General features: G+C 67.5%; 26 protein-coding genes and 1 tRNA gene. 17 read left to right on the forward strand and 10 right to left on the reverse strand.

Going from position 1 to position 25,651, the window contains the following annotated elements:
- Nucleotides 1-10 precede the first annotated feature (10 nt).
- From ACN9M6_RS07415 to ACN9M6_RS07435, 5 genes are read right to left on the reverse strand one after another with little or no spacing between them, the layout of a single operon-like run.
- Nucleotides 11-295 carry a DUF4031 domain-containing protein gene (locus tag ACN9M6_RS07415; protein ID WP_419162302.1) on the reverse strand — a complete coding sequence of 95 codons (285 nt, stop codon included), beginning with the start codon at nucleotides 293-295 and terminating at the stop codon, nucleotides 11-13.
- The gene (locus ACN9M6_RS07420) at nucleotides 292-1,233 is read right to left on the reverse strand and encodes an Fpg/Nei family DNA glycosylase (protein WP_419162303.1); all 942 of its coding nucleotides are present in this window, start codon (nucleotides 1,231-1,233) and stop codon (nucleotides 292-294) included. The genes ACN9M6_RS07415 and ACN9M6_RS07420 overlap by 4 nt, the downstream gene beginning before the upstream one ends.
- Before the next feature lie 39 nt (nucleotides 1,234-1,272).
- Nucleotides 1,273-2,439, reverse strand: coding sequence for a hypothetical protein (locus ACN9M6_RS07425; protein ID WP_419162304.1), 1,167 nt, complete (start codon nucleotides 2,437-2,439; stop codon nucleotides 1,273-1,275).
- A 10-nt stretch (nucleotides 2,440-2,449) separates the two neighbouring features.
- Complete coding sequence (locus tag ACN9M6_RS07430) at nucleotides 2,450-2,710, reverse strand: hypothetical protein (RefSeq protein WP_419162305.1); 261 nt, start codon at nucleotides 2,708-2,710, stop codon at nucleotides 2,450-2,452.
- Nucleotides 2,711-2,762: 52 nt separating this feature from the next.
- Nucleotides 2,763-3,011 (reverse strand): indolepyruvate ferredoxin oxidoreductase subunit alpha, encoded by a 249-nt coding sequence (locus ACN9M6_RS07435; protein ID WP_419162306.1) that lies wholly within the window; start codon nucleotides 3,009-3,011, stop codon nucleotides 2,763-2,765.
- 206 nt (nucleotides 3,012-3,217) lie between these two features.
- Here ACN9M6_RS07435 and lipA point away from each other — a divergent pair, with 206 nt between their 5' ends.
- The 7 genes from lipA to ACN9M6_RS07470 all read left to right on the forward strand — a co-directional run bounded on the left by lipA (nucleotide 3,218) and on the right by ACN9M6_RS07470 (nucleotide 10,127).
- Nucleotides 3,218-4,150 (forward strand): lipoyl synthase, encoded by a 933-nt coding sequence (lipA, locus tag ACN9M6_RS07440; protein WP_419162307.1) that lies wholly within the window; start codon nucleotides 3,218-3,220, stop codon nucleotides 4,148-4,150.
- On the forward strand, nucleotides 4,147-5,268 hold the full coding sequence (gene pdhA, locus ACN9M6_RS07445; RefSeq protein WP_419162308.1) for a pyruvate dehydrogenase (acetyl-transferring) E1 component subunit alpha: 1,122 nt from the start codon (nucleotides 4,147-4,149) through the stop codon (nucleotides 5,266-5,268). Before lipA ends, pdhA begins: the two co-directional genes overlap by 4 nt.
- Nucleotides 5,268-6,248, forward strand: coding sequence for a pyruvate dehydrogenase complex E1 component subunit beta (locus ACN9M6_RS07450; protein WP_419162309.1), 981 nt, complete (start codon nucleotides 5,268-5,270; stop codon nucleotides 6,246-6,248). The genes pdhA and ACN9M6_RS07450 overlap by 1 nt, the downstream gene beginning before the upstream one ends.
- A gap of 12 nt (nucleotides 6,249-6,260) precedes the next feature.
- Nucleotides 6,261-7,559 (forward strand): pyruvate dehydrogenase complex dihydrolipoamide acetyltransferase, encoded by a 1,299-nt coding sequence (locus tag ACN9M6_RS07455; protein WP_419162310.1) that lies wholly within the window; start codon nucleotides 6,261-6,263, stop codon nucleotides 7,557-7,559.
- 27 nt (nucleotides 7,560-7,586) lie between these two features.
- The gene (lpdA, locus tag ACN9M6_RS07460; RefSeq protein ID WP_419162311.1) at nucleotides 7,587-8,999 is read left to right on the forward strand and encodes a dihydrolipoyl dehydrogenase; all 1,413 of its coding nucleotides are present in this window, start codon (nucleotides 7,587-7,589) and stop codon (nucleotides 8,997-8,999) included.
- Entirely contained in the window at nucleotides 9,000-9,779 is a 780-nt protein-coding gene (gene lipB / locus ACN9M6_RS07465; RefSeq protein WP_419162312.1) for a lipoyl(octanoyl) transferase LipB, read from the forward strand.
- A 177-nt stretch (nucleotides 9,780-9,956) separates the two neighbouring features.
- Nucleotides 9,957-10,127 (forward strand): hypothetical protein, encoded by a 171-nt coding sequence (locus ACN9M6_RS07470; RefSeq protein WP_419162313.1) that lies wholly within the window; start codon nucleotides 9,957-9,959, stop codon nucleotides 10,125-10,127.
- 172 nt (nucleotides 10,128-10,299) lie between these two features.
- On the opposite strand, the gene ACN9M6_RS07475 is transcribed toward ACN9M6_RS07470, so the two are convergent.
- Nucleotides 10,300-10,776: a hypothetical protein gene (locus ACN9M6_RS07475; protein WP_419162314.1), complete on the reverse strand. Its 477-nt coding sequence runs from the start codon at nucleotides 10,774-10,776 to the stop codon at nucleotides 10,300-10,302.
- A gap of 89 nt (nucleotides 10,777-10,865) precedes the next feature.
- Between ACN9M6_RS07475 and ACN9M6_RS07480 the strand changes: the two genes are divergently transcribed.
- Nucleotides 10,866-10,938 (forward strand) — tRNA-Glu (locus ACN9M6_RS07480).
- Nucleotides 10,939-11,014: 76 nt separating this feature from the next.
- On the opposite strand, the gene ACN9M6_RS07485 is transcribed toward ACN9M6_RS07480, so the two are convergent.
- Together ACN9M6_RS07485 and ACN9M6_RS07490 are read right to left on the reverse strand one after the other, a co-directional pair.
- On the reverse strand, nucleotides 11,015-12,079 hold the full coding sequence (locus tag ACN9M6_RS07485; RefSeq protein WP_419162315.1) for a porin: 1,065 nt from the start codon (nucleotides 12,077-12,079) through the stop codon (nucleotides 11,015-11,017).
- Nucleotides 12,079-12,813, reverse strand: a complete 735-nt coding sequence (locus ACN9M6_RS07490) for a CPBP family intramembrane glutamic endopeptidase (RefSeq protein ID WP_419162316.1) — start codon at nucleotides 12,811-12,813, stop codon at nucleotides 12,079-12,081. Before ACN9M6_RS07490 ends, ACN9M6_RS07485 begins: the two co-directional genes overlap by 1 nt.
- Here ACN9M6_RS07490 and ACN9M6_RS07495 point away from each other — a divergent pair.
- The 9 genes from ACN9M6_RS07495 (at nucleotide 12,812) to phoU (ending at nucleotide 21,457) form a co-directional block, all read left to right on the forward strand.
- The gene (locus ACN9M6_RS07495) at nucleotides 12,812-13,870 is read left to right on the forward strand and encodes a nitrilase-related carbon-nitrogen hydrolase (RefSeq protein ID WP_419162317.1); all 1,059 of its coding nucleotides are present in this window, start codon (nucleotides 12,812-12,814) and stop codon (nucleotides 13,868-13,870) included. The genes ACN9M6_RS07490 and ACN9M6_RS07495 overlap by 2 nt on opposite strands.
- Nucleotides 13,867-14,745 (forward strand): NAD+ synthase, encoded by an 879-nt coding sequence (locus tag ACN9M6_RS07500; protein ID WP_419162318.1) that lies wholly within the window; start codon nucleotides 13,867-13,869, stop codon nucleotides 14,743-14,745. Before ACN9M6_RS07495 ends, ACN9M6_RS07500 begins: the two co-directional genes overlap by 4 nt.
- A 419-nt stretch (nucleotides 14,746-15,164) precedes the next feature.
- Nucleotides 15,165-15,860, forward strand: a complete 696-nt coding sequence (locus tag ACN9M6_RS07505; RefSeq protein WP_419163722.1) for a response regulator — start codon at nucleotides 15,165-15,167, stop codon at nucleotides 15,858-15,860.
- 87 nt (nucleotides 15,861-15,947) lie between these two features.
- Entirely contained in the window at nucleotides 15,948-17,306 is a 1,359-nt protein-coding gene (locus ACN9M6_RS07510) for an ATP-binding protein (protein WP_419162319.1), read from the forward strand.
- Nucleotides 17,293-18,207, forward strand: coding sequence for a PstS family phosphate ABC transporter substrate-binding protein (locus ACN9M6_RS07515; RefSeq protein ID WP_419162320.1), 915 nt, complete (start codon nucleotides 17,293-17,295; stop codon nucleotides 18,205-18,207). The genes ACN9M6_RS07510 and ACN9M6_RS07515 overlap by 14 nt, the downstream gene beginning before the upstream one ends.
- Before the next feature lie 6 nt (nucleotides 18,208-18,213).
- Nucleotides 18,214-19,131 (forward strand): phosphate ABC transporter permease subunit PstC, encoded by a 918-nt coding sequence (gene pstC, locus ACN9M6_RS07520; protein ID WP_419162321.1) that lies wholly within the window; start codon nucleotides 18,214-18,216, stop codon nucleotides 19,129-19,131.
- Complete coding sequence (gene pstA / locus ACN9M6_RS07525) at nucleotides 19,128-20,012, forward strand: phosphate ABC transporter permease PstA (protein WP_419162322.1); 885 nt, start codon at nucleotides 19,128-19,130, stop codon at nucleotides 20,010-20,012. The genes pstC and pstA overlap by 4 nt, the downstream gene beginning before the upstream one ends.
- Nucleotides 20,013-20,016: 4 nt before the next feature.
- Nucleotides 20,017-20,763: a phosphate ABC transporter ATP-binding protein PstB gene (gene pstB, locus ACN9M6_RS07530; RefSeq protein WP_419162323.1), complete on the forward strand. Its 747-nt coding sequence runs from the start codon at nucleotides 20,017-20,019 to the stop codon at nucleotides 20,761-20,763.
- Nucleotides 20,764-20,794: 31 nt separating this feature from the next.
- Nucleotides 20,795-21,457, forward strand: coding sequence for a phosphate signaling complex protein PhoU (phoU, locus tag ACN9M6_RS07535; protein WP_419162324.1), 663 nt, complete (start codon nucleotides 20,795-20,797; stop codon nucleotides 21,455-21,457).
- Here phoU and ppk1 read toward each other — a convergent pair.
- Together ppk1 and ACN9M6_RS07545 are read right to left on the reverse strand one after the other, a co-directional pair.
- A complete protein-coding gene (gene ppk1 / locus ACN9M6_RS07540) occupies nucleotides 21,454-23,814 on the reverse strand; it encodes a polyphosphate kinase 1 (protein WP_419162325.1) in 2,361 nt (786 codons plus the stop codon). The two genes, phoU and ppk1, sit on opposite strands and share 4 nt — an antisense overlap.
- Nucleotides 23,815-23,936: 122 nt before the next feature.
- Nucleotides 23,937-25,523, reverse strand: coding sequence for an HD domain-containing protein (locus ACN9M6_RS07545; RefSeq protein ID WP_419162326.1), 1,587 nt, complete (start codon nucleotides 25,521-25,523; stop codon nucleotides 23,937-23,939).
- Nucleotides 25,524-25,651: the final 128 nt, after the last annotated feature.

Raw genomic sequence — 25,651 nt, forward strand, 5'->3', positions numbered from 1 at the left:
ACGCTCCAACCTAGCGCCGGGTCCGTCGCCTCTCGCGGGCGCGCCACACGCGGATGTGCTCCTTGAGTTCCGCGCGCGTCACACCGGGTCCGCACCAGTCGAGGCGGGCGCCGAAGGCGTCGAAGTGGGGGAGCGTCGAGTCGTGGATCCACTCGGGATCGAGACCGTATCGCCGACCCCACGCCTCGAGTTCTTCCCGCGAGACGTCGCTGTAGACGTGGCACAGCGGATCTCCCTTCGAGATGCCGAGGCGGGGGATGTCCTTCCGCGACGTGTGGTAGTGGTAGCGGATCATGCGTCTCGCTCGCCCGCCGGAGACGGCGTGGCCGTCCGGAGTTCCTCGAGAGCCTCCAGGCTGCGGGGCCAGTCCTTCCCCAGCAGCCGGGAGAGGCTCCGGTCCGCCAGTACCTTTCCGCCGGTCTGGCAGGCGGCGCAGTAGTTCGTCTCGTTGTCCGCGTAGCGGATGCGCTGCACGGGCGCCGCGCAGTCCGGGCAGGGCCGTCCGTACTTCCCGTGCACCGCCATCTCGTCGTGGAAGGCGGTCACCTTCTCCGGGAACGCTCCGTCGAGTTCGTTGCGCAGCCGGTGCGTCCACGCTTCGAGCGTGTGCCGGGTGGCCTCGAACAGCCGATCGATCTCGCCGTCGTCGAGCCGCTGGGTCCACTTGATGGGAGAGAGCTTCGCGCGGTGGAGGATCTCGTCGGAGTACGCGTTTCCGATGCCGGAGAAGAGCCGCGGATCGGTGAGCGCCCGCTTGAGCGTGTGGTTGCGGGCGGTAAGGGTCTCGTGGAACGCGGCCCGGTCCACGTGGAGAGGTTCGACTCCGCCCGGGTCGTGGAGGGCGAGCCCTTCCGGTCCGCGAACAACGTGGAGCGACGCTCGTTTCTTCGTACCGGCCTCGGTGAGGAGAAGGCTTCCGTGCGGGAAATCGAACGAGGCGAGACCGAGCCGACGAGGGATGTTCACGTCCGGGTCCCGCCAGCGGAGCCGGCCGGCGATCATCAGGTGAAGGACGAGCCACAACTCCCCATCGCCGGCGACGCCCACACCGATCGCGATCCGCTTGCCCAGCCGCCGCACGTCGACCACGTCGCGTCCGTGCGCGTCGACGAGCGAGGGATCCACGCTCCTGAGGAGAAACGGGCTGGCCAGCCGCACGCGTTCGAGCGTGTGCCCCGTGATCCGCGCCTTCAGGGCCTCCACATAGACTTCGACATCGGGAAGTTCGGGCATCTGCTGCCGTCCCGGAGCAAGTCGGAGCTCAGCGCGCCTTCACGGCTTCGGGCGCTGGCCGCTGCCGCTTGAGCCGGGCTGGTGGCCGTGCGCGTGATCCGCTTCGTTCGGCTTCTCGAGGGTGTTCCGAAGGTCCTCGATGTAGTCCGGGTGTTCACGGCTGAACTCCGGCCACGCGTCCTTGTCGGCGAGGAGGATGCCGCCGATGGCCCCCATGCCCCCGTCCGGGGCGGGTCGGTCCATCGGATTCGAGTATTGAACCGAGATCCGGTACACATGGTCCTTCCGGATCCTCACACCCCCACGCCACCAGAGCATGCTGGTCGGGATCCCGACCGTGCGACCTTCTCCGTCGACCGTGGGCGCCGTCTCCCACACGACCTTGCCCGCCGTGATGTCTTCGAGCCGGATCCAGTCGCCGTAGTCATGCAGGTGCCCCCCGATCCCGAGGATGCGCCCGTCCACGGCCGGGCTGCCCTCCCAGCTCATCCCGTGCGTGCCCGGAGGGAGAGGGAACTCCTTCTCGCCGACCGGGCCCATCACATCCAGATAGAACGGATACACATCGAACGGCCCGACGAGGCCAGGATCCTCGGCCGGCGTAAACGGGAGCCGGATGTGCAGGTATGCCTCGTCGAACGACTGGTCCGGCCGAGGGGCGAACATCGCGCTCACGAGCACGCGCGTGCCGGGCGCGAGGGGATATCCGAGCAGGCCCGGCATGGTTTCGCTGCTCGTCTCGCGGCCGGCGGCGAGCACGCGGCGGGGCACGGCCGAGAAGAGTTCCCGGTTGTCCGGGTCGATGACATTGACATGGTGGAGGAGGCGGTCGGGGAGCGGGTTGCCGTCGCGGCCGCGCATCTCCCAGGAAAAGCCGTGCAGCCAGCCCACGACCGGCAGTTCCGCCAGCTGGACCTGGGGCCGCAGATGCGGGGCGCCGGCGGGGAGGGCGACGGGACCGATCACGATCTCCGCCTCGCGGTCGCGCTCGCGGAGCCGAACTTCAATCAGCGGGCTGTCTTCGGGCAGCCGGGGTGGGCCCGCTTCGCGGTCGGCCATCTCCGCTGCATCGGACCCGTCGGCTCCATGCTCGTGCGTCTGGGCTCCGTGCTGATGTGCCTGGGCCGACTGGGGACGGGGCAACAGCAGGAAAACAACGCCCGCCAGAAGCGCGGCCGCGGCGGCCCGGGGGGTCGATCGCCTCATGCGGCCCCCGTCACGCTTCCGTCTCGCCCACCTCCTCGGCGACCATGAAAGCCTCCGTGAGGTAGTCGTCATTGTACTGGTCGAGCACGTCGCGGGCCGGCACGTCGCTTTCGAGCTTCAGCCACGCTTCGCGGGGCGGGTATTCGTCGTGATCGCGGGGCTCGAAACGGATCTTCGCGTAGTGCCAGGGGTCGGCGCCGGGGTGCCGCGCCGTATCGGGGAGCGCCTTCACCTCCCATTCGAAGCCGTCGATATCGAGTATTCGCGGCATGGTTCCCGGTTTCCGTCAGAGTCCGGCCCCGGGATCGGTGCTGCACACCGGCCTATCCGGGGAAGGGAACGTCGAAGTGGGCGAAGTTCTTCTCGGTGAATGCGTCGTACTGCTCCGGCACCTCGTCGTCCGGGAAGATCGCTTCGACCGGACATTCGGGGACGCAGGCTCCGCAGTCGATGCACTCTTCGGGGTGGATGTAATACTGGTCCTCACCCTCGTAGATGCAGTCGACGGGGCACACATCGACGCACGACGCGTCCTTCGTGGTGATGCACGGTTCAGTAATGATGTAGGTCATGCGCGGGAAGATACCCGGGGGGTGTGGGGTGAGCAATCCGGCGCGAAGGGGGGGCGGATGGGCCTTCGGCTTGGTCCACCGCGCGAGAGCCGGTATCTTTTGAGGTTCCGTGCGTGAGACGCTCCGCGGACGTGTGAGCGACGTGTAATCGGCCTGAAGCGCCCGTCTGTGCGGGCGTGGGAATCGAAGAGCGAGAGGGCGGCAGCTTGAAGCCACTCGAGGTCATACAGGGAGGGAGCGAGGCGGCCATCGCCTGGCCTTCGCGGAAGCCGCGATGGCTCAAGGTGCGGGCGCCCGGAGGGCCCAACTATCTGCGCCTCAAGGAGCTGATGCGCGGTCTGGAACTCAGCTCCGTCTGCGAGGAAGCACACTGCCCCAACATCGGGGAATGTTGGGAAGCGGGCACCGCCACGTTCCTCATCATGGGCGACGTATGCACCCGCAACTGCCCCTACTGCGCGATCGCCCACGGCCGTCCGGAAGGGCTGGACGAGGATGAGCCACGGCGGGTCGCGGAGGCCATCGAGCGGCTGCAGCTCAACCACTGCGTCATCACATCCGTCGACCGGGACGATCTGCCGGACGGGGGCGCCTGGATTTTTGCGGAAATGATCCGGGAGATCCGTCTTCGGCGGCCGCAGTGCTCGATCGAGGTGCTGACGCCGGATTTCCGGGGCAACCCGGAGGCGATCCGTACGGTGATCGATGCCGGGCCGGAGATCTTCAACCACAACATGGAGACGGTGCGCCGACTGCACCGCGTCGCGCGGCCAGGGGGCCGCTATGACCGTTCGCTGAACGTGCTGCGGACGGGTCGGCAGCTGGACGACCAGGTGCTCATCAAGACCGGCATCATGCTGGGGCTGGGCGAGACCGGCGCGGATATCGACGAGTTCATGGGAGATGCGCTGGAGGCGGGCGTACAGATCCTGACGCTGGGTCAGTACCTTCGGCCGTCGCCGGACCATCTCCCGATCGACCGCTACGTGACGCCGGAGGAATTCGTGCGCTGGAAAGAGATCGGCGAGTCGCGCGGCTTCCTTCATGTCGAGAGCGGACCTCTGGTCCGGTCGAGCTACCACGCCCGCGAGCAGGTGGTCGAACTGCGGCAGCGGGTCGCGGCCCTGGCGGCCGGATGAGCGCCTCACCCTCCGGCCGGTCCGTGGCCACGGCACCCGACGCGACGCCCGCGAAGACGGCGGACGGCGGGCTGCGGGACGACCCCGCCGCCTTCCTCGGGCTCTCCAGGGAAGAGTGCATTGAACTCCTCCGCCAGCTGGTGGTCTCGCGGCGGTTCGAGGAGAAGGCGGCGGAGGTCTACCAGATCGGCAAGATCGGCGGCTTCTGCCATCTCTATACGGGACAGGAGGCCGTCGCCGTGGGAGCGATCTCCCCACTGCGCTCCGACGACTACGTGATCACGGCGTATCGCGATCACGCCCAGGCGATCGTCCGCGGCATGAATCCCGACGCAGTCATGGCCGAACTGTACGGGCGAGTCGACGGGTGCTCCCGGGGCTTCGGCGGCTCGATGCACATGTTCGACGCGTCGCTCAACTTCATGGGCGGGCACGGCATCGTCGGCAGCCATCTTCCGATCGCGATCGGGGCGGGGTACGCGATCCGGTACCGGGGCGGTGACCAGGTCTGTCTCTGCTTCTTCGGCGACTCCGTGGTCAACATCGGGGCTTTCCACGAGTCGATGAACATGGCCGCGCGCTGGAAGCTTCCCGTCATCTTCGTGCTCGAGAACAACCGCTACGGGATGGGCACCGATTTCCGGCGTGTGGCGGCGGTGAAGGAACTGAAGGACCGCGGACTTGGGTACGCCGGCCTCACCTCGCTCGACGTGGACGGCATGGACGTGCTGGCGGTGCGGCAGGTCATGGAGGAAGCGATCGAACGGGGCCGGACCGAGAAGACGCCCAGCTTCATCGAGGCACGCTGCTTCCGTTACATGGGCCACTCGATGGCGGATCCGACGCACGGGACGTACCGGACGCGCGAGGAAGTCGAGAAGTGGCGTTCGGACGACCCGATTCTCTCGTTCTCCCGGCGTCTCATCGAGGCGGGCCGACTCAGCGAAGAGGAGTACCAGACGATGGACCGCGAAGCGATCGAGGTCGCGGAGCGGGCCGCGGCATTTGCGGACCGGAGCCCCCTGCCAGACCCCGAGGCGGTGTATCGCCACGTGTATTCGGACCGGTATCCGGACGACGTGCGACGGCGCGACGCCTGGCGGAAGGAGTTCCGCTGATGGCCGTCCTCACGTACCGGGAAGCGCTGAACGACGCCCTTCGCGAAGAGATGGAGCGCGACGATGCGATCTTCATCATCGGTGAGGAGGTAGGGGAATACGACGGCGCCTACAAGGTCACCAAGGGTCTGCTCGACCAGTTCGGGGAGTGGCGGGTGCGAGACGCCCCGATCGCCGAGTTGGGGTTCGCGGGGCTGGGCGTCGGCGCGGCGATGGCCGGTCTGAGGCCCATTGTCGAGTTCATGACGTGGAACTTCGCCCTGCTGGCGATGGACGAGGTCATCAACAGCGCGGCAAAGACATATCAGATGTCGGGGGGGCAGTACAACGTGCCCATCGTCTTTCGCGGGCCGGGGGGCACGGCGCTCCAGCTGGCTGCGCAGCATTCACAGTCACCCGAGCCCTGGTACAGCTACGTGCCGGGGTTGAAGGTGGTCGCGCCCGCGACAGCGCGGGACGCCAAGGGGCTGCTGAAGAGCGCGATCCGCGACAACGATCCCGTCGTCTTCATCGAGAGCGAGATCATGTACAACCTCGTCCGGGACGAGGTGCCGGAGGAGGAATACCTGACCCCGATCGGCAAGGCCGAGGTAAAGCGGGAAGGGTCGCACGTGACGATCATCTGTCACTCGAAGATGGTGCATCAGTCGCTGGCGGCGGCCCGCGAGTTGGAGAAGGAAGACATCGACGCCGAAGTGCTGGACCTGCGCACGGTGCGTCCGCTCGACGTGGACGCGATCGTGGCGTCGGTCGAGAAGACCAACCGGGCAGTCGTCGCCGAGGAGGGGTGGCCGATGTGCAACATCGGCGCCCAGGTGGTGGACGACATCCAGCGCGAGGCGTTCGACTCGCTCGACGCGCCGATCGCCCGGGTGAACGGGCTGGACGTTCCGATGCCGTACGCGAAGAACCTCGAGAAGCTTGTGACCCCGAATGCCGAGCATGTGGCGGAAGCGGTGCGCCACGTGTGTTACTGCTGACAGGCGGCCGAGATGGCTACAAAGGTCGTGATGGCCCAGCTCAGCCCGACGATGGAAGAGGGCAAGCTGATCGAGTGGAAGGTCGCCGAGGGCGACACGATCTCGCAGGGCGACGTCGTCGCCGAGATCGAGACGGACAAGGCGAACATGGACGTCGAGGCGCTCGGGGGCGGCGTACTGCGCAAGATCGTCGTCGAGGCGGGCGCGACGGTGCCGGTCGGGGCGCTGATCGGCGTGATCGCGGCGCCGGATGAGGAGATCGACGACCTGCTCGCCGAGGCGGCCGAAGAGGCAGCGTCCGCAGGAGCCCCAACACCGGAGCCCGCCCCTGAAGAGCCTGTCGCGCCGGCCGAGGACCCCGCACCAGCCCCGGCCGCAGGTACGGCTTCCGCAGCGGGGGCGGCGGCGGCTGGCAGCCGCATCAAGGCCTCGCCCGTGGCCCGCCGCATGGCGGCCGAGGGCGGCATCGCCCTGTCGAGCCTCGTGGGATCCGGCCCGGGCGGGCGGATCGTGAAGGCCGACGTAGAGGCTGCGCTGGCTGCCGGCCCGGCCGTAGCACCGCCTACACCGGCGCGCGCCCCGACGGCCGCCACCGGGCCCGGCCCCGCCCCTGCACTACCGGTCGGCCTCGAGGACCGGGTCGAGGAGGCGAGCCAGATGCGGAAGGCGATCGCCCGACGCCTCGTCCAGTCGATCGGCCCTGTCCCCCATTTCTTCCTCACGACCGAGGTCGACATGGGGCGGGCGCTGGAACTGCGCGCGGACGTCAACGCCCGCTTCGCGGACGGCAGGATCGGGGTCAACGACCTGCTCCTGAAGGCGACGGCGGAAGCGCTCAACCGTCATCCGGCCGTCAACGCCTCGTGGGAGGAGAACGCGATCCGCTATCACGGCGCGGTCCACATCGGGATCGCGGTTGCGCTCGACGGTGGCCTCATCACACCCGTCCTGCGAGACGCCGGCCGCAAGGGGCTGCGTCAGATTTCGACCGAGGCGCGGGACCTCATCACGAGGGCGCGCGGGAGAAAGATCGCTCCCGAGGAGTACCAGGGCGGAACGTTCTCTGTCAGCAACCTCGGCATGTTCGAGATCGACCAGTTCACGGCCATCATCAACCCGCCGGAGGCCGGGATCCTCGCCATCGGGCAGACGGTCGAGAAACCCGTGGTCGTGGCCGGAGAGGTCGTCGTCCGCAAGCGGATGCGCGTAACCATGTCGTGCGACCACCGCGTGATCGACGGCGCCACCGGCGCCGCGTTCCTCGGCACCTTCAAGGCAATGCTCGAGAACCCGCTCGAGATGATCCTCTAGCAACGACAGTAAGGAGTGAGGGCATAGATGTCGGAGACTTACGACGTTGTAGTAGTCGGAGCCGGTCCGGCCGGATACGTGAGCGCGATCCGCGCCGCGCAACTGGGGCTCCGGACCGCGTGCGTGGAGAGCGGCTCATACGAGGGCGGGCTCGGCGGCACCTGCCTCAACTGGGGCTGCATCCCCGCCAAGGCCCTGCTGGAGAGCGCGGCGCTCGCGCACAACCTCCGGCACCACGGCGCCCGCATGGGCGTGAAGCCGGTCGAGGTGGAGTACGACTTTCCGGCCGCCGTGAAGCGGAGCCGGATCATCACCCGGAAGCTGACCGCCGGCGTGAAGTACCTGCTCGGGAAGAACAAGGTCGAGATCGTGCAGGGCCGCGGGCGGCTGGCGGGGCCGGGCCGGGTCGCGGTCGAGGCGGACGATGGCGAGACCCGTGAGATCGCCACGAGGAACGTCATCCTCGCGACGGGTTCCGTGATGAAGACGTTCCCGGGCTTCGAGCTCGACGGCGAGAAGGTAATCGGAAGCCGGGAGGCCCTCGGACTGCAGGATCTGCCCGGGCGGATGGCCATCGTCGGGGCCGGATTCGTGGGCGTCGAGTTCGCCGACGTGTTCAACGCCTTTGGTGTCGAGGTCACGCTGATCGAAGCGCTCGACACGCTGGTTCCGCTGGAGGACCCGGAGATCGGGAAGGCGCTCGAGCGCTCGTTCCGGAAGCGGGGGATCCGCAACCTCACGAATACCCGGGTGAAGGAACTGGACCGCGGTTCGAGTCCCATGGTGCTCACGGTCGTTACCCCGGACGGCAGCGAGACCGCCGAGGAGACCGACCTCGTCCTCATGGCCGTGGGACGACGGCCCGTGACCGAACATCTCGGTCTCGAGGAGAGCGGCGTCGAACTCGAGGACGGCTTCATCAGGATCGACGGCTGGTGCCGGACGAACTCCGAGGGCGTGTACGCGATCGGCGACGTCGCCGGGCAGCCCATGCTGGCGCACGTCGGCTCGCACGAGGGCATCGTCGCCGCCGAGCACATTGCGGGCGTGGCGAAGCACCCGATGACGTACGGAAACATCCCCTCCGTCGGCTACTGCCACCCCGAGGTGGCCTCGATCGGCATGTCCCAGGCGCAGGCCGAGGAAGCCGGCTACGAGGTCGTGACCGGCAAATACCCGCTCGGGGCCCACGGGCGCGCACTCACGGCCGAGTCCGCGGATGGTTTCGTGAAGATTGTCGCGGACGCCAGGTACGGCGAACTGCTCGGCGCGCACATGATCGGGCACAACGTGAGCGAACTCGTGGCCGAGGTCGGCATGGCGCGTGAACTCGAGGCCACGCTGGATGAGATGGTCGGGCACGCGCACGCACACCCCAGCATGGCCGAAGCGGTGATGGAGGCCGCGTTCGGTGCTCTGGGCCGCGCGATCCACATGTAGGTGAACGAGGGTCGCGAGCTTCGGGTGGTCGACCTCGGCCGCCGCGAATACCGGGAAGTCCTCGAACTCCAGCGCTCCGTCGCCCGCTGGCGTCGCGCCGAGCCGCCGGACCACGACCTGCTGCTCCTCGTCGAGCACCTCCCGGTGATCACGCTCGGGCGAGGCTCGAAGCCCGGCCACATCCCGATGGACGAGGCATGGCTCAGGGATCGCGGCCTCGACGTGGTCGAGATCGAGCGTGGCGGCGACGTTACCTATCACGGTCCCGGCCAGCTGGTGGGCTATCCGATCCTCGACCTCCGCGCGCACCGCCAGGACCTCCACTGGTACCTGCGCCGCATCGAGGAGGTGCTCCTGCGCGTGCTCGCCGGGTGCGGCCTCCCGGCGTTCAGGGTCGAGTCGTACACGGGCGTGTGGACGGGTTCACCGCCGGCCGACGCGGTCGAGATGGTGGAGGACGACGGTTTCGGGACGATCACCCCCGGACGTGCCGGTCAATTCATGGGAGAGGGCGCGATCCGCAAGGTGGCATCGATCGGCGTGCATGCGAGCCGCTGGATCACGTGGCATGGATTCGCGCTCAACGTCACGCCCGAACCCCTGGTGAACTTCCGGGGGATCGTGGCCTGCGGCATCCCTGGCGTGCAAATGACGAGCCTCGCGTCGGAGGGGGCTCCCCTGACTTTGGAGGAGGCGGGCGAGGCGGTGCGGCGCGCGTTCCCGATTGCGTTCCCGAACCTCAGGTCGCTACGGGCGCCGGAAGCCGGCCTCCGCGTCTAGCGCCGGCGCTTTGGACGGAGCACGCACCCGGGCGTTCCCGCGGGAACGTCCCGGGCCGGGCCATGCTCGACGGATTGCCGAGACCGGGGTTGCGTCCGACTTTGTGACCCGTCGCGCGCCGACGTGAACGACCCGACGTCCAACTCGGAAACCTCTGAACAAAATGGTGAACCCAGGATGATGATGATTCTCGGAATCCTGCTGGCTGCTACGGTTGCCGTGGCGCTGATGCTCGGCCAGCTCGCGAAGATGTCGTTCCGGGAGCGCGTCCTGTCGACCGCCGCCATGCTCGCCGCGGCGTTTGTCTTCTACGGGCTCGTCGTGCTGGTCGAGGGGGCCGCCCACTAAGGCGGACCGCCCTTCGGTCAGCCGGGAGTCTACCTCGCCTTCCGTTGCCGTCTGAGGTACCCGATCAGGACCAGAACAAGGCCGACGAGCCCGGCCGCCAGGGCGACGCCGAGAATCCCGGGAGGCGAAGGTCAGGACCAGAACAAGGCCCACCACTCCCGGGAGGCGAAGGTCAGGACCAGAACAAGGCCGACGAGCCCGGCCACCAGGGCGACGCCGAAGACTGTGACGCGTCGGGGCCGTGTTCGATCTTCGAGCCCTGCCAGGCGGCGATGCCGATCATGAACGTAGCGAACACGCCCAGCAGGAGTACGAAGTGCCGCAGCCGGCGGTCTTCACGCTCGTGCAGGGCGAAGGCGGCGAGAGCGCCGGCCGTAAAGACCGGGACGGCCGCCCACGTGGCCCAGAAACGGTGCGTCTGCACGATCCCCGGCCGCACGAAGGTTCGCTCGGCCACCACGTCCGCGGCGGCGAGGCCGGTCAGATAGGCCGGGGCCACGAACGCGCCGGCGATGACGAGCGCCACGAGGCCCCAGAACTCGAGCGGCTCCCGGTCACGTACCCAACCGAACAGACCGACGATCGCCCCGCTCGCGGTGAGGACGATGGGGAAGGAGTGGGCGACCAGATGCAGGTGTTCCCAGCTCATGGCGCTTGACCCCATGTGCCGCCCGCCGTTCGATCCGTGGTCATCTTGACACGCCCTCCACGCCGATTAGAATACCGCTTCCCAACTCCGCCCCCTTCGTCTAGTGGCCCAGGATACCTGGTTCTCAGCCAGGAGACAGGGGTTCGATTCCCCTAGGGGGTATGAAGCGCCGCGGCGGGTCCGGATCGGACCCCATGCCAAGACACCGGGCGCGGCGCCGGACAACGCAACTATTACTTCAGAAGTCGACCTGGACGAGGAAGATGAACTGTCTGTCGGCAAGGGTCGGCGCGCTCGGAGAGTCGTTGAGCGCGGAGGCGTACTGCAGGCTGAACCTTGCGTAGTAGCCCGGGTACACGTTCATCCCGAACACCATGAAGTCCCGGTCGTCGCCCAGGGCCGGTTGGAAGCTGTCGTAACGGACGACACCCTCCAGCGCCCCCCACGCCCGGTATCCGAGTTCCAGGTAGCCGCCGTAGGCGTCCGTCTCCGCCGGCATGCCGCCCCCGGGCGTGGCGTCGAGGTCGTACTCGGCCCTGAGGTACTCGCCGGTCAGCGCCCACTGCCGATAGGTGACGCGCAGATCCGCACTCCAGAACACCCGGTCACCCGCGAAGTCCGAAGTGATATGGGGAGCGGCCGTCGGGTCTCCGGTGACGATGCCCTTGCCGAGCGGGGCCGACGTGTCCGAGGAGTAGCCGATCGAAGCACCCGCCTGTACGACCAGATCGTCATAGAAGGCGACGGTGCCGATCGAGTTGAACTGGACTCGGCTGGTGAACATGTAGTTGTCGCCATCGTTCGTGACCGACCGGCCGTTTCCGTTGAACATCCCCGCCCCGTAGGTGAGCCGGCCGTCCAGCGCGCTGCCGCCCCCCTGCATGCCGAGTTGTCGACCGGGGGCGATGGCGGTCGAGGCCTGGGAGCGATCGAGAAAGCTGAGTGCGCCCCGCGTCTGCGTAGCCTCGAGGCCGAACAAGGGCTTGAACAGGCCGAACGTGAGTTCCATCTCCGGAATCAGTGGAAGCGTGGCGGCCGCGTCCCAGAGCTTTAAGGCGTCGTCGTCAGCATCGTATCGCGCCTGGAAATAGTAGTCGAAGACGATCCCGATCTGTCCGCCCACTCTCAGGCGGGCGTCGAAGAGCCGGAAGCCGTCCGGCTCGTGCGTGGAGTCCGCCTGCGCGTGCGCACCGACGCGCAGCAGCCCGCCCACGTCGACCGGGGGTGCCTCCTGCCCCACGGCCGCCGCCGGAAGAACACAACCCAGCGCCAGCCCCGTTCCTGCGCACAGCCTCCGGATCATCACCGCTCCTCATCCTCTGTCAGATTCCCGTCAACGTCGTCGGGGTCAAACTCCGCGTGAAGATATCGCCACCCACCCAGCCCGATCGCCGCGTTGATCCAGAAGTGCCCGACGATCGCGGGGAACAGGCTGCCCGACCAGATAACCGTTCCGGCGAGCACCATGCCGAGCACCGTCGCCCGGATCACGCCAACCAGGTTCTGGTAGCCGTGACCGAGACCGAAGGACAGCGACACCAGTGCCGCCCCCAGCCAAACGTTGCCCGTCCACGTCGAGACGGCCCACAGGCCAAAACCCCGATAGGCATACTCCTCGCACACCGCCGCGATCCCCGCGAGCACGAGAAACCCGCGCTTCTGCGCAGCGTCCCGCGGCATGAGCAGCATCACAGCCGCCGTCTCTCTCAGTCCGGTCCACCGCCCCACGACCGTGAGGAGCCAACTGAGGATCAGCCCCGCCACTGCGACGGCCAACCCCCACAGCAACGCCGCACCGGGCTCGCTGACCGTCCAGCGGAGCGCCCCGGGGGGGACATCCTGCCACGCCGCGACGCCGAGCGTCACCAGGCCCAGGACGACGAGCGAAGCGCCCACGGAGACGTAGAGGAGCCGCCGGTGCTTCGCCGCATCGGCGAGGTTCGCGCCTCGTCGGGCATCGAGGGCGGCGAGGGCAGGCATGCCGATCAGGAGCAGCAGCGCGTACGCCGCCGCGATCGGACTCGGAGTCTCGGGCATGGCCGAGGGATACGGGGCGAAGCGGCTCGGTGCAACCGCGCCGCTCGTGCGAGCAGTGACGCCGTTGACACCGCCCCGAACTTCCGGGACGTTCCCCCGGCCAGCGCCGCCGGGCGACCGCCGGGTCGTCCGCCACCTCACTCGAACGACGACCCCGGAACTCATGCCGCTCGATATCGCCATCTCCCAGTTCAGGCCGGTCAAGGGGGACTTCGACGCGACCCTCGACGCGTGCGCCGGAATCGTGGAGCGCGCGCTCGGCCAGGAGCCCCGCCCTCGGCTGCTCGTGTTTCCGGAGACCGCGCTGACCGGCTATTTCCTCGAGGGTGGGGTGCGTGAACAAGCCCTTCCAGCTCCGCAACTCTTCGACAGGCTCAATGCGCGTGCCGGTCCGGACGCCGCGGGTCTCGATGTCGCGATCGGGTTCTACGAGCTGGACGCGGGGTGCATCTACAACTCGGCGATGTACGCGACGCTCGGCCCCGGCGGCGGGATCCGACACGTCCACCGGAAGGTCTTCCTCCCAACGTACGGCGTGTTCCAGGAGGAGCGGTTCGTGGAGGCCGGGCCCGGGATCGAGGCGTTCGACGGGCCGTTGGGCCGGACCGCCCTGCTGATCTGCGAGGAAGGGTTCCACTCCATTTCCGGTACGCTCGCCGCTCTGGGCGGCGCTGCGATCATATTGATTCTCAGTGCCTCGCCCGCGCGGGGGGCCGCTCCCGGGGCGGGCGTGCCCGGCAACCTCGCCCGCTGGGACGCACTCGCGAGCGGCATCGCGGCCGAGCACGGCGTGTTCGTCATCGTATCTCAGCTCGTCGGTTTTGAGGGGGGGAAAGGGTTCGCCGGCGGGTCCGCAGCCTATGATCCCCGCGGAGACCGGCTCGTGGCCGGGCCTCTATGGGAGGAGGCGCTGCTCCCGGTGCAGATCGATCTCGGCGAGATCGCGAGGGCGCGTACCGATGAACCGTTGTTCGCGGACCTTGAGCGGTCGTGGACCCGCCTTCTGGTGAACAGTCCGGGCTCGGGGGTCCGCCGACCCGCCGCGGAGCTCGAATGAGCGGGGGCTGGCCGCCGGCGGGCATCGCCGAGGCCCGCGCCGCGGACCCCGCCGACGCTCGTGCACTCGACATCGATGTCGAGCTTGTGAGAAGGTGGCTGGTCGAGTTTCTCCGCGAAGAGATCCAGCACCGACGCGGCTTTCGGCGGGTCGTGATCGGGTTGTCCGGGGGGGTCGACTCCGCGCTGACCGCCGCGCTGTGTGCGGAAGCTCTCGGCCCGGAGGCGGTGCTGGCCCTCTTGCTGCCCTATCGGACTTCGAGCCCCCGGAGTCGGGAAGACGCGCTCCTCGTAGCCGGCAAGTTCGGGATTCCGACGCGCACGATCGAGATTACGAAGGCGGTGGATGGCTATCTCGAACACTTCGAACCCGAGGCGGGCGGGCACCGGAGGGGGAACGTCGCCGCACGCCAGCGCATGATCATCCTCTTCGATCAGGCATTCAAGCTCTCGGCGCTGCCTGTCGGGACGGGCAACAAGTCGGAGCGTCTGCTCGGCTACTACACATGGCACGCGGACGACTCTCCCCCCGTGAACCCGCTCGGAGACCTGTTCAAGAGCCAGGTCTGGGCGCTCGCGCGGGCGGTGGGGGTGCCGGCCGCGATCTTGGACAAGCCGGCCACGGCCGACCTCATCCGGGGACAGACCGACGAGGAGGATCTGGGGGTCTCCTACCCGGAGGCTGATCTCATCCTCCACCACCTTCTCTCCGGACACGTAGTCGACGGCCTGATCGAGGCGGGGTTCGGGAAGAAGAAGGTGGACATCGTGGCGGGGCGACTCGCTCGCACGCACTGGAAGCGCCATCTGCCCACGGTCGCCATGCTTTCGGCGACGGCGATCGGGGAATGGTACCTCCGGCCGGTGGACTACTAGACTCAGCGGCCTGGCCGTGTCTTCGTCAACGATCCGTCCGGACACGCGGCCCCGGGCCTCCTCCTGTGCCGCCACGGCCGTGGTCGAAGCGAGCAGGAGACAGCCGCCGAGCACGACGAGTCCAGCGCGGAGCCGGGGTCCTCGTTCTCGCCTTGAAGGGGTCATCCGGATCGATCCTCCAGGAACATTCACTTCAGGGCCTGCTGCCGGATCGTACAATAGGCGGGACGGGTAACGTCTCCAGACATGTAACGTCACGGGTCCGTCACAGGTCGACGAGCCAGGGGGGCGAGGCGTTCACGGGATGGTTACAAACGTGTTACGATAGTGACGGCAGGCGTGACCCAGGATTTCCGGGGGCCGGGTCCCTTGCGCGGACCAAATCCACTCAAGGCATTAGTCTGAAGCCCATTGTGAAGATGCCGGACGCACAGATCCTGGTCGTGGACGACGAACCGGATATCCTGAGCGTGCTCGTGTATCACCTGAGCCGCGAAGGATACCGGGTCACCACGGCAGTCAACGGACAGGGCGCGCTGACCACGGCGCAAGCCGAGCGCCCCGACCTCATCATCCTCGACCTCATGCTGCCCGGCATGGACGGATATGAGGTGCTGCAGCGGCTTCGGCACGCGGATCGCACGGGTTCGATCCCGGTAATCCTGCTCACGGCCAGGCGGGAAGAGGATGAACGTGTCAGGGGGTTCGAGGTCGGTGCGGACGACTACATCACGAAGCCGTTCAGCGCCCGCGAACTCACACTTCGTGTCGAAGCGCTCCTGCGCCGGTCCAAGGCGGAGCCGGTATCTACTTCGCGCAGGATCTCCGTGGGGCCGGTGGAGCTCGACCGCGAAGCGCATCGCGCCTTCTCGGACGGAGTCGAAGTCGACCTGACGCCGCTGGAGTATCGACTGCTCGAGGTCCTTCTGGAACGTCGCGGACGCGTGCAGAGCCGCCGGCAATTGCTCCAGGCCGCGTGGGATACGAATGCGGCGATCGAGACGCGTACGGTCGACATGCATGTAGCCCGCCTGCGAACGAAGCTCGGCGGAGCCGCCGACCTGATCGAAACGGTTCGAGGAATCGGATATCGGTTCCGGGCGCTCGACAAGTAGATCGACGCAGGTAGGGTGCGGGGACGGGGGCTCCGTTCCCGGAGGCGGGGCTCGGACCGATGAACTCACGCGATCGGCGTACTTAACGTGAGACTCGCAAGTCGCTTCTTTCTCGCTGCGGCCGCGGTACTCGTCGTGGCCTACGTCGCCGCCTGGATACTGCTGGGGCTCGATGCGAGAGGAGGCGCGGTCGGGTCTGCGGCGCTGGGCGGCATCCTGCTCATGTTGTGGCCAACGGCCAGGCTCGTGGCCCGGCGAGTCGAGGCCGAAGTCGGGCGGGCGCGGGGGGTGGTCGACCGCATCGCCGCCGGGGATCTCGATCCGTCGGTCAGCCCGACCGGCTCGGACTCGGTCAGCTCGCTGGGCCGCGCCATCGCCCGAATGGCGGACCAGGTGCGGGACCGAGTCGCTGTCTCCGAGCGTGCATCGACCGACCTTCGCGTCCTGTTCGATGGACTGGAGGACGGCCTCGCGTTCATCGATGGAGACGGGCTCGTAAGCCTCTGCAACCCGGCGTTCGAACGCTGGGCCGGGCGTCAGGTCTCACCCGGCGTCCGCATCGGCACCCTGTTCCGGACCCCGCGGATCGCTGAAGCCGTGAGGGTGGCGCAGCGCGGCGAGCATGACACCGCCGAAGTCGCGCTTGGCGAACACACCGTACTCATGTCGGCCCGGCCCCACCGGTCGGGGGCGCTCATCGTGCTGCGTGACCTCACAGTCATGCGTCGACTCGAGGGAGTACGACGGGACTTCGTTGCGAACGTGTCGCACGAACTCAAGACTCCGTTGACCAGCGTCGTGGGCTTCGCGGAGGCTCTCGCCGAGGGCGGTCTTGCGCCCGACCACGGTCGGGACTTCGCGCAACGTATCCTCGCGAACGCAACCCGCATGCGGCTTCTGGTAGAGGACCTTCTCGACCTTTCGCTGCTGGAGTCCGGCAGTTGGAGCCCCCAGCCGGAGGCGGTGTCGATCGGGACGGTCGCTTCGGAGGTGTGGGAGACCCTGTCCCCCAAGGTGCGATCGTCCGAGATCCAGCTGAGCGTGTCCGGAACCCGGGACCCGGCCCACGTCGACCCGGACGCGATCCGCCAGATCCTGCGCAACCTGTTGGACAACGCTGCCCGCTACAGCGAGGACGATCCGGCGATTGCGGTCCGGATCCGGTCGGAGGGGCGGTTCCAGCGGGTCGAGGTCACAGACCGGGGATCCGGGATCGCGTCGGTGCACGTCGAGCGCGTGTTCGAACGCTTCTACCGCATCGACCCGGCGCGCTCGCGCGCCCGCGGCGGCACCGGGCTCGGGCTCGCGATCGTGAAGCACTTTGTCGAAGCGCACGGGGGCGAGGTCGGGATCGAGAGCGCGCTTGGTCGTGGAACGACGATATGGTTCACGCTGCCGGTGGCGACACAGCTCCCGGGCGAGGAGACGGTCGATGGACCGGCTTGAACGCTGTGCGGTGTTCGTGGCGGCGCTTTCCCTCGCCGGCTGCGATGAAGCGGGACACGAGGAAGGCCTCTCCGGCCTCATCGAACTCGACGGGTCGAGCACGGTCTTTCCGATCAGTCAGGCGATGGCCGAGGAGTTTCAGATCGCGCACGGGCGCACCGTGCGCGTGTCCGTAGGCGTCTCCGGCACCGGAGGCGGGTTTCAGAGGTTCTGTAACGGCGAGACCGACATCAGCAACGCGTCGCGGCCGATCAACGAGACCGAAGCGGCCTCCTGCGCTGCGGAGGGCATCGCGCCACTCGAGCTGCAAATCGCCTGGGACGGCCTGACGGTGGTCGCGCACCTCTCGAACGACTGGGTCGGCTGCATGACCGTAGCCGAACTTCGGCGGATCTGGGCGCCAGGCTCCGAACTCGAGCGATGGAGCCAGATCCGTCCCGGATGGCCGGACCGCGAACTCGACTTGTACGGACCCGATACCGACTCGGGCACCTTCGACTATTTCACCGCCGCGGTGGTGGGAGAGGCGAGCGCCAGCCGGCACGACTACACGGCCAGCGCCGACGACAACGTCCTTGTGGCGGGGGTGAGCGGAGACCCGGGCGCACTCGGCTACTTCGGTTATGCGTACTTCGAGGAGAACCAGGACCAGCTCCGCGCCGTTGAAATCGATGGCGGCGACGGTTGCGTCGCACCGTCCCGGGAAACGATCGTGGACGGTACGTATACGCCGCTCGCTCGTCCGATGTACATCTATGTTCGTCGCGATGCGCTCGACCGCGCGGAGGTCAGGGCGTTCGTCGGCTTCTACATCGACAACGCGGCGGCGCTGGTCCCGGAGACGGGGTACATCCCGCTTGAGCCGGAAGCCTATGCCGAGGTACGAGCCCGCATCGACTAGCACCGAATGAGCTTCCGGTCGAAAGCGGCCCTGGCGGCGCGCCGCCGCCACGCGCGGAGAGAGCGCCTGATCGGAGTGCTGCTGTTCGGCTGCGGCGCGCTCTCCATCCTGACGACGGTCGGGATCGTCGTAGTGCTCCTCACGCAGTCGTTGGGTTTCTTTGCCGAGGTTTCGCCGCTGGGGTTCCTCTTCGGCACGCGATGGTCGCCCGACCTGGTGCCGCAGTCGTTCGGCATCCTGCCGCTGGTGAACGGGACCCTGCTCGTGGCGGCCGGGGCGTCGCTCATCGCACTCCCCGTCGGACTGGCCACTGCGATCTACCTGAGCGAATACGCGTCGCGCCGGACGAAGCGGATCGTCAAGCCCGCACTGGAGATCCTCGCCGGTATCCCGACGGTGGTATACGGCTACTTCGGCATCGTCTTCGTAACCCCGATCCTTCGTTCCCTCTTCCCCGGCACCGGGGTCTTCAACGCGGCGAGCGCCGCGATCGTGGTGGGGATCATGATTCTCCCCATGGTGTCGTCACTTTCCGAGGACGCGTTGAGCGCCGTCCCGCGATCGTTGCGCGAGGCGGCCTACGGGCTTGGAGCCACCAAGTTCGAGGTCTCGACTCGGGTCGTGGTGCCGGCCGGCCTCTCGGGCATCGTGGCGAGTTTCATCCTCGCGATCTCGCGCGCCATCGCGGAAACGATGGTGGTGACGCTGGCCGCGGGCGCGACGCCGAAGATGACCTTCGATCTGCTCGAGAGCATTCAGACGATGACGGCGTACATCGTTCAGGTGAGCCTGGGTGACGCACCGTCGGGGACCATCGAGTACCGGACCCTGTTCGCCGTGGGACTGGTGCTCTTCCTCACGACGCTGGCACTCAACCTGCTCAGCCAGCGCATTACCGCCCGCTTCCGCGAGGCTTACCGGTGAGCCCGGCCGCGCCCCGCGGGGGACGCTTCGAGCCGCGCCTGAAAGCCCGTCGGCGGGCCGGCTCCCGCTTCATGTGGCTTTGCCGGATCGCGGTGGCTTTCGGGGTCGCGTCGCTGGTCGTCCTCCTCGTCGACATCCTCGCCGACGGATTGGCGGTGCTATCCCCGGGGTTCCTTGCCAGCTACCCCTCGCGCTTCCCGGAGCGGGCCGGCATCCGCTCCGCCATCATCGGAAGCGCCTGGCTGCTGGCGTTGGTGGCGGCGATGTCGTTCCCGCTCGGGGTCGGCGGCGCCCTCTACCTCGAGGAGTATGCGCCCAGGAACCGTTTTACGCGCTTCCTGCAGGCGAACATCGCGAACCTGTCCGGCGTGCCCTCCATCGTGTACGGCATCCTGGGCCTGGCCGTGTTCGTCCGCTTCCTTGCTCTGGAGCGAAGCCTGCTGGGGGGCGCCGCGACGCTGTCCCTGCTCGTACTTCCGCTCGTGATCATCGCCGCGCAGGAGGCGATCCGCGCCGTTCCGGGCTCACTGCGCGAGACTTCGTACGCGCTCGGGGCCACGCGCTGGCAGACGATCCGGCATCATGTGCTCCCCCAGGCCATGCCCGGAATCCTCACGGGGACGATCCTCGGGTTGTCGCGGGCCGGCGGAGAGACGGCGCCCCTGATCATGATCGGGGCTCTGACATTCATCGCATTCGATCCCGTCTCGCCCATGGACCCCTTCACGGTACTCCCGATCCAGATCTTCAACTGGACGACCGATCCGCGGGAGGCGTTCCATGCCCTCGCCGCGGGCGCCATAGTGGTACTGCTGAGCGTGCTGCTGCTGATGAACGCGACCGCGATCCTGATCCGAAACCGATACGAAAGGGATTCCTGACTCCGTGACGGCTCTTGAAACGGTGGGCCTCGGCGTCCACTACGGGGAAACACCGGCCATCCGCGACATCTCTCTCAGGATCCCCGAGAAGCGGGTGGTGGCCTTGATCGGGCCGTCAGGTTGCGGAAAAAGCACTCTGCTGCGTTGCTTCAATCGGATGAACGACCTCAAACCTGCGGCGCGCATCACCGGGCAGGTCCTGTTCCGGGGTCGAGATCTCTACGCACCGGGGATGGACCCGGCCGAGATTCGGCGCTGGATCGGGATGGTCTTCCAGAAGCCGAACCCGTTTCCCAAGTCCATCTTCGAGAACATCGCGTTCGGCCTGCGCATCAACGGGTTCCAGGATGATATCGGCGACCGGGTGGAGGCGTCGCTGCGCGCGGCTGCGCTCTGGGACGAGGTGAGTCATCGTCTCGATGCGGACGCACTCGGGCTCTCGGGGGGACAGCAGCAGAGGCTGTGCATCGCCCGGGCGCTGGCCGTGGAGCCGGAAATCCTGCTTATGGACGAGCCGGCGAGCGCCCTCGACCCGATCGCGACGGGCCACATCGAGGATCTCATCGGAGATCTCAGGCGGGACTACACGATCGTCGTCGCAACGAATAACATGCAGCAGGCCGCGCGCATCAGCGACGACACGGCCTTTCTCTACATCGGCGAACTGGTCGAGTACAAGGAGACGCAGCGCTTGTTCACGAATCCCGAGGACGAGCGAACCGAGGCCTATATCACCGGCCGACTCGGCTAGCGGGCCGCCAGGAAGACGAGGGCTGGAGCGGATGTCCTTCAAGCAGTTCGACGACCGGCTGGACGACGTCACCCGGGCGCTGCACCAGATGGCGCACGACATCGAACAACTCGTGCAACGGGCCGTCGCGCTGGTCGGACAGCCCACGGTCGACGCGTCGGCGATCCGCGAGGGGGACGACGCCATCGACCGGGCCGAGGTGGAGGTCGAGGAATCGACGGTAGAGATCCTCGCGCTTCACCACCCGGTCGCGAGCGACCTGCGCGTGCTCGTCACCGTTCTGAAGATCAACAACGACCTGGAGCGGATCGGCGACCACGCGGTGAACATCGCCGAGGCAGCGGAACGGCTGTCGAAGGCCGAGAAGAAAGTTCCCATCCCGCCGGAACTCGACGAGATGAGCCGGATGGCTCGGGAGATGCTGCGGGACGCGCTGGACGCGTTCGTGCATCGGAACGCGGACGACGCCCGCTCGGTGATCGCGCGTGACGACCGCGTGGACCAGCTCCAGGACTCACTGTTCCGTGTGATGATCACCCATATGCCGGACTACAATCTGTCGGGTTGCCTCCAGGTCATCCTGATCGGCCGCAACCTGGAGCGGATCGGCGACCTCGCGACGAACATCGGCGAGGACGTGGTCTACATGGTCCAGGGCATCACGATCCGACACCAGGAGGGTGGGCCGGCCTAGCCGCCCCAGTTGCCGTCCACCTTGCGGCGACGCTTCCGGACCGCCCGAAGCATCCGTTCGTGGTAGTCGACAGGTCGCTCCCCAACCGCGGGCTCGAGCAGTACGTACTCTCCACTCGGCTGCAGTTCCCAGGCTCGCTGGTTGTCGCGGAGCGCGACGCGGAGCGTCTTCCGAAGACGCTTCATGATCCGCCTGTCGCGCACGGGCATCAGCATCTCGACCCGTTCGTCGAGGTTACGACGGCGCCAGTCGGCGCTACCGATCCATACCTCCGGGTCCCCGTCGTTCTCCCACCAGAAGATGCGATCGTGCTCCAGGAAGCGCCCGACGATGCTTCGTACGTGGATGTTCTCGCTGAATCCGGGGATCCCCGGGCGCAGCCGGCACTGACCACGGACGATAAGATCGATACTCACGCCTGCCGCGGAGGCGGCGTAGAGGGCCCGAATGAGCTTCGGATCGTCGAGTCCGTTCATCTTCATGATCATGCGACCCTTCCGACCCGCCTCGACATGCGCGATCTCCCGATCGATCCGCGCGACGAGGGCCTGCCGCAGATCTCTCGGGGCCACGACCGTCTCCTCGTACTGCTGGTTGGGGGCGTAGCCCGTGAGGAAGTGGAAGAGGTTGACCGCGTCGCGTCCGATCTCGGGGCGGGCCGTGAGGATACCGATGTCCGCATAGATCTGCGCAGTCTCCGAGTTGTAGTTGCCGGTGCCGATGTGGCAATACGTCCGGATCTCGTCTCCCTCCTCTCGGACGACGAGCGCCACCTTGGCGTGTGTCTTTAGCCCGACCAGGCCGTACGTCACGTTGACGCCCGCCTCCTCCAGGACCGAAGCCCATTCCATGTTGTCTGCTTCGTCGAAGCGCGCGGTCACCTCCACGAGCACGGCGACTGCCTTGCCGGCCTCCGCGGCCCGCACGAGCGCGGCAATGATCCGGGAGTGTTCAGCCGTCCGGTAGAGCGTCTGCTTGATCGCTACGACGGCCGGGTCCGCGGCGGCTTCCTCGATGAACCGCTGCACCGTTGCGGTGAACGATTCGTACGGATGGTGAACCATGAGGTCGCCCGCCCGAATCACCGTGAAGATGTCGGGGCGGTCCTCGGTCTCACCCTCGCGGATCAGGCGGGGCGGGATCATCGGCTCCCACGGCTCGTACTGGTGCTGCCACGGGCCCTCGGCGGCGACGCGCCAGAACCCCGACATCTCGAGCAGCCCCGGAATCTCGTACAGGTCGTCCTCATCCAGTTCGAGCTGACGCACGAGGAACTGCCGGACATCGTCGGGCATGTTCGGTTCGACTTCGAGACGCACGACGCGGGCGAACCGGCGCTCGCGAAGCTCCTCCGAGATCATCCGAAGGAGATCGTCCGCCACTTCCTCGTCGCGCGCGACATCAGCGTTTCGGGTCACCCGGAACAGCGACGCGCTCTCGATCTTCATCCCCTGGAACAGCTCTCCCGCGAAATTGCGGATGACCTGTTCGACGGGCACCAGATGGCCGCTTTCCGGCAGTTCGACCCAGCGCACGGACGGCGGGATCTTCACCCGCGCGAAATGGCGCGTTCGGCGTTCGGGGTGCTCGAGCATAAGGGCGAGCGACAGGCTCATGTTGGACAGGAACGGGAACGGGTGCCCCGGATCGACGGCCAGCGGCGTGAGGATCGGGTAGATCCGATCCGCAAAGACGCCGCGCACATGCTCGCACTCCGCCTCGTCCAGGTCGTCGAAGTCCCGCACGACGATGCCGAGTTCTTCCGCCAGGCGGGGCCGGAGTCCGTCCTCCCAGACCTCCGCCAGGCGGATCCGCATGGTGCGGACCCCTTCGCGCACGAGGTCGAGTTGTTCGGCGGGGTCGCGGCCGTCGAGCGACGGCTTGACCACGCCGGCGCCGAGTACGCGCTTGAGGCCGCCGACCCGCTTCATGACGAACTCGTCGAGGTTGTTCTCGGTGATCGCGAGGAAACGGAGCCGCTCCAGGAGCGGGGTCCGCTCGTCCATCGCCTGGTAGAGGACTCGCCAGTTGAAGTCGAGCCAACTCAACTCGGGGTTGAAATAGAGTGACGCATGCCCCGGCGTGGCGTGATCCGGGACGGGCATCTGGGAGGCCGCTCGCGGGAGCAGTGGCTGCCCCCCCACGCGGTGCCCGAATTCAGGGCCGATCGACGGGATCCCGGGCTCCGTGTCGGGGGTCGAGCCGGCCGCGGGGGGATCGATGGTCGGCGTGGCGTCGGACTCGGCAATCTTCACGGCGGACGAGCCGGGCTCCGGTGGCGGGGTGCCGCCGTTCGATCGCCCCGTCGCCGGATGCAGCCGGGGGCGTTGCGTCGTCTCGTTCGACTCTGATGACATGCCGTACTCCACGATTTTGCGAACGTTTGCGAACGCAGGGCCTGTATTATATGCGCCGCGGGGCATGTGTCGCTCGTTCGGATTGTAACAGCGTGGGGGGCGGACCTCTGGAGGCGATCGGGTCAGGCGCTGCCGGCCAAGTCGAAGGTGACGTAGGGGTCGAGGCCGAAGATGCGGGCGAACAGCTTCCCCTTCTTGCGCAGAGCCCACTGCTCCAGGAGCAGGCGACCCTTCCGCTCGAGCCGCAGTTCCAGCCGGTGCTCGTGCACCCTGGCGTCGATGCTGTGTACTCGCTGCAGGTGTTCGCGGTCCAGCGAGTCCGCGATGCGGAGGAGGGCGGCGAGCTTTTCTACCCGGAGCCGATCCTCGGAATCCATATCGCGGAAGAGGAAATGGCTTTCGCGCGGCTCGGCGCGGCGGTGATAGCGCGCCACCAGAGCTACGAGGGGGAGTTCATCGGGCGCGATACCGGGGATCTCGCTGTGCAGGATGAGATAGAGCGAGTGCTTGTGGTGCTTCGCGTAGGAGATGTGCTGGCCGATGTCGTGCAGCATCGCTCCGGCCAGGAGGATGCGCCGATCCCGCGGTGCGAGGCCGTGCAGTTCGGCGAGCTGGTCGAACAGCGAGACCGCAAGGGAAGCCACATGGCGCCCGTGATCCTCGTCGAAGAGGTATCTCCGCCCGAGTGTCAGCGCCCCGTCGCGGACGATCCGCTCGAGCCGCCCGAACCCGGCCCCGCTCGTGAGTTCATCGACCAGGTCGAGGAGCACGCCCTCCTTCACGCCGACGCCGGGCACGAGGATGCGCTCCGCCCCCGCGAGTTCGGCGACGCGATCGTACACGATGGCGGCCGGGAGGATCACGTCGGCTCGGTCTTCGCGCAGCCCCAGTCGCCCGATGCGCTGGCTGTAGGAGAGACGCGAGAACTCCTCGATGGCCATCCCGAGCTGCGCACGGGTGATCCCTCGGACATCGTCGGCGCGGCTCTGCCCGGCCAACCGGGCAAGTTCCTCGATGTTGCCCCCGGTGGCGATCAGCTCGACCGGCGTCCAGTGCTTGCTCGCATGCGGAATGCGGAGTGTGGCGGCGTACTCCGCGAGGAGGTTTGCGAAATGCGCGGGCGCGTCGTCCGCACTGGTCAATTCCTCGAGCAGTCGGACGGACCCCATGCGGTGCGACTCGCTCCACATGATTCCGGATCGATCGACAAGCGAGATCTCCACGCTGCCCCCGCCCAGGTCGACGAGCATCCACTTGGAATCGCCGAAATCGATCCGCTGTTTCACGGACATCCAGACGAGGCGCGCCTCCTCGGTCCCGGAAATGAGGTGCAATGCGAGGCCCGTCTCGTTCTCGACGCGGCGTACGAGATCGGCGCCGTTGCGGCTCTCGCGGACCGCGCTCGTGGCAACGGCGCGTACGTGATCGATCCCCAGCCGATCGATCTCCCGGCGGAAGCGGCGGAACCCGGCGACGGTCTTGTCGATGGCCGAGGGGGAGAGCTCGCCGGTGAGAAAGGCCGAGCGCCCGAGGCGCACGGGAACTCGCTCGGCGGACAACTCGACGTACCGGTCCGGTGTGCTGAACTCGGCAGCGACGAAACGGAACGCGTTGGATCCGACGTCGATGGCGGCCACCCGGAGAGGAAACCGGAGTGGTTCGGCTCCCTCGAGGGGCTCCGGCTCGAACGACGGCTTCGCCTGTGGCATTGGTGCCCGCCGCTCCGCGGTTTCGGGTCGTCTCGCACCGACCCCGCGAAGGCACGGGCCGGACTCGCCTCCTGAGGGTCAACGTAGGCGAGGGGGTGCTGAAAGACGATCCCCGCGACGAGGGGGGA

It is taken from the genome of Candidatus Palauibacter sp., from assembly GCF_965197445.1.
Classification (GTDB): Bacteria; Gemmatimonadota; Gemmatimonadetes; order Palauibacterales; family Palauibacteraceae; genus Palauibacter.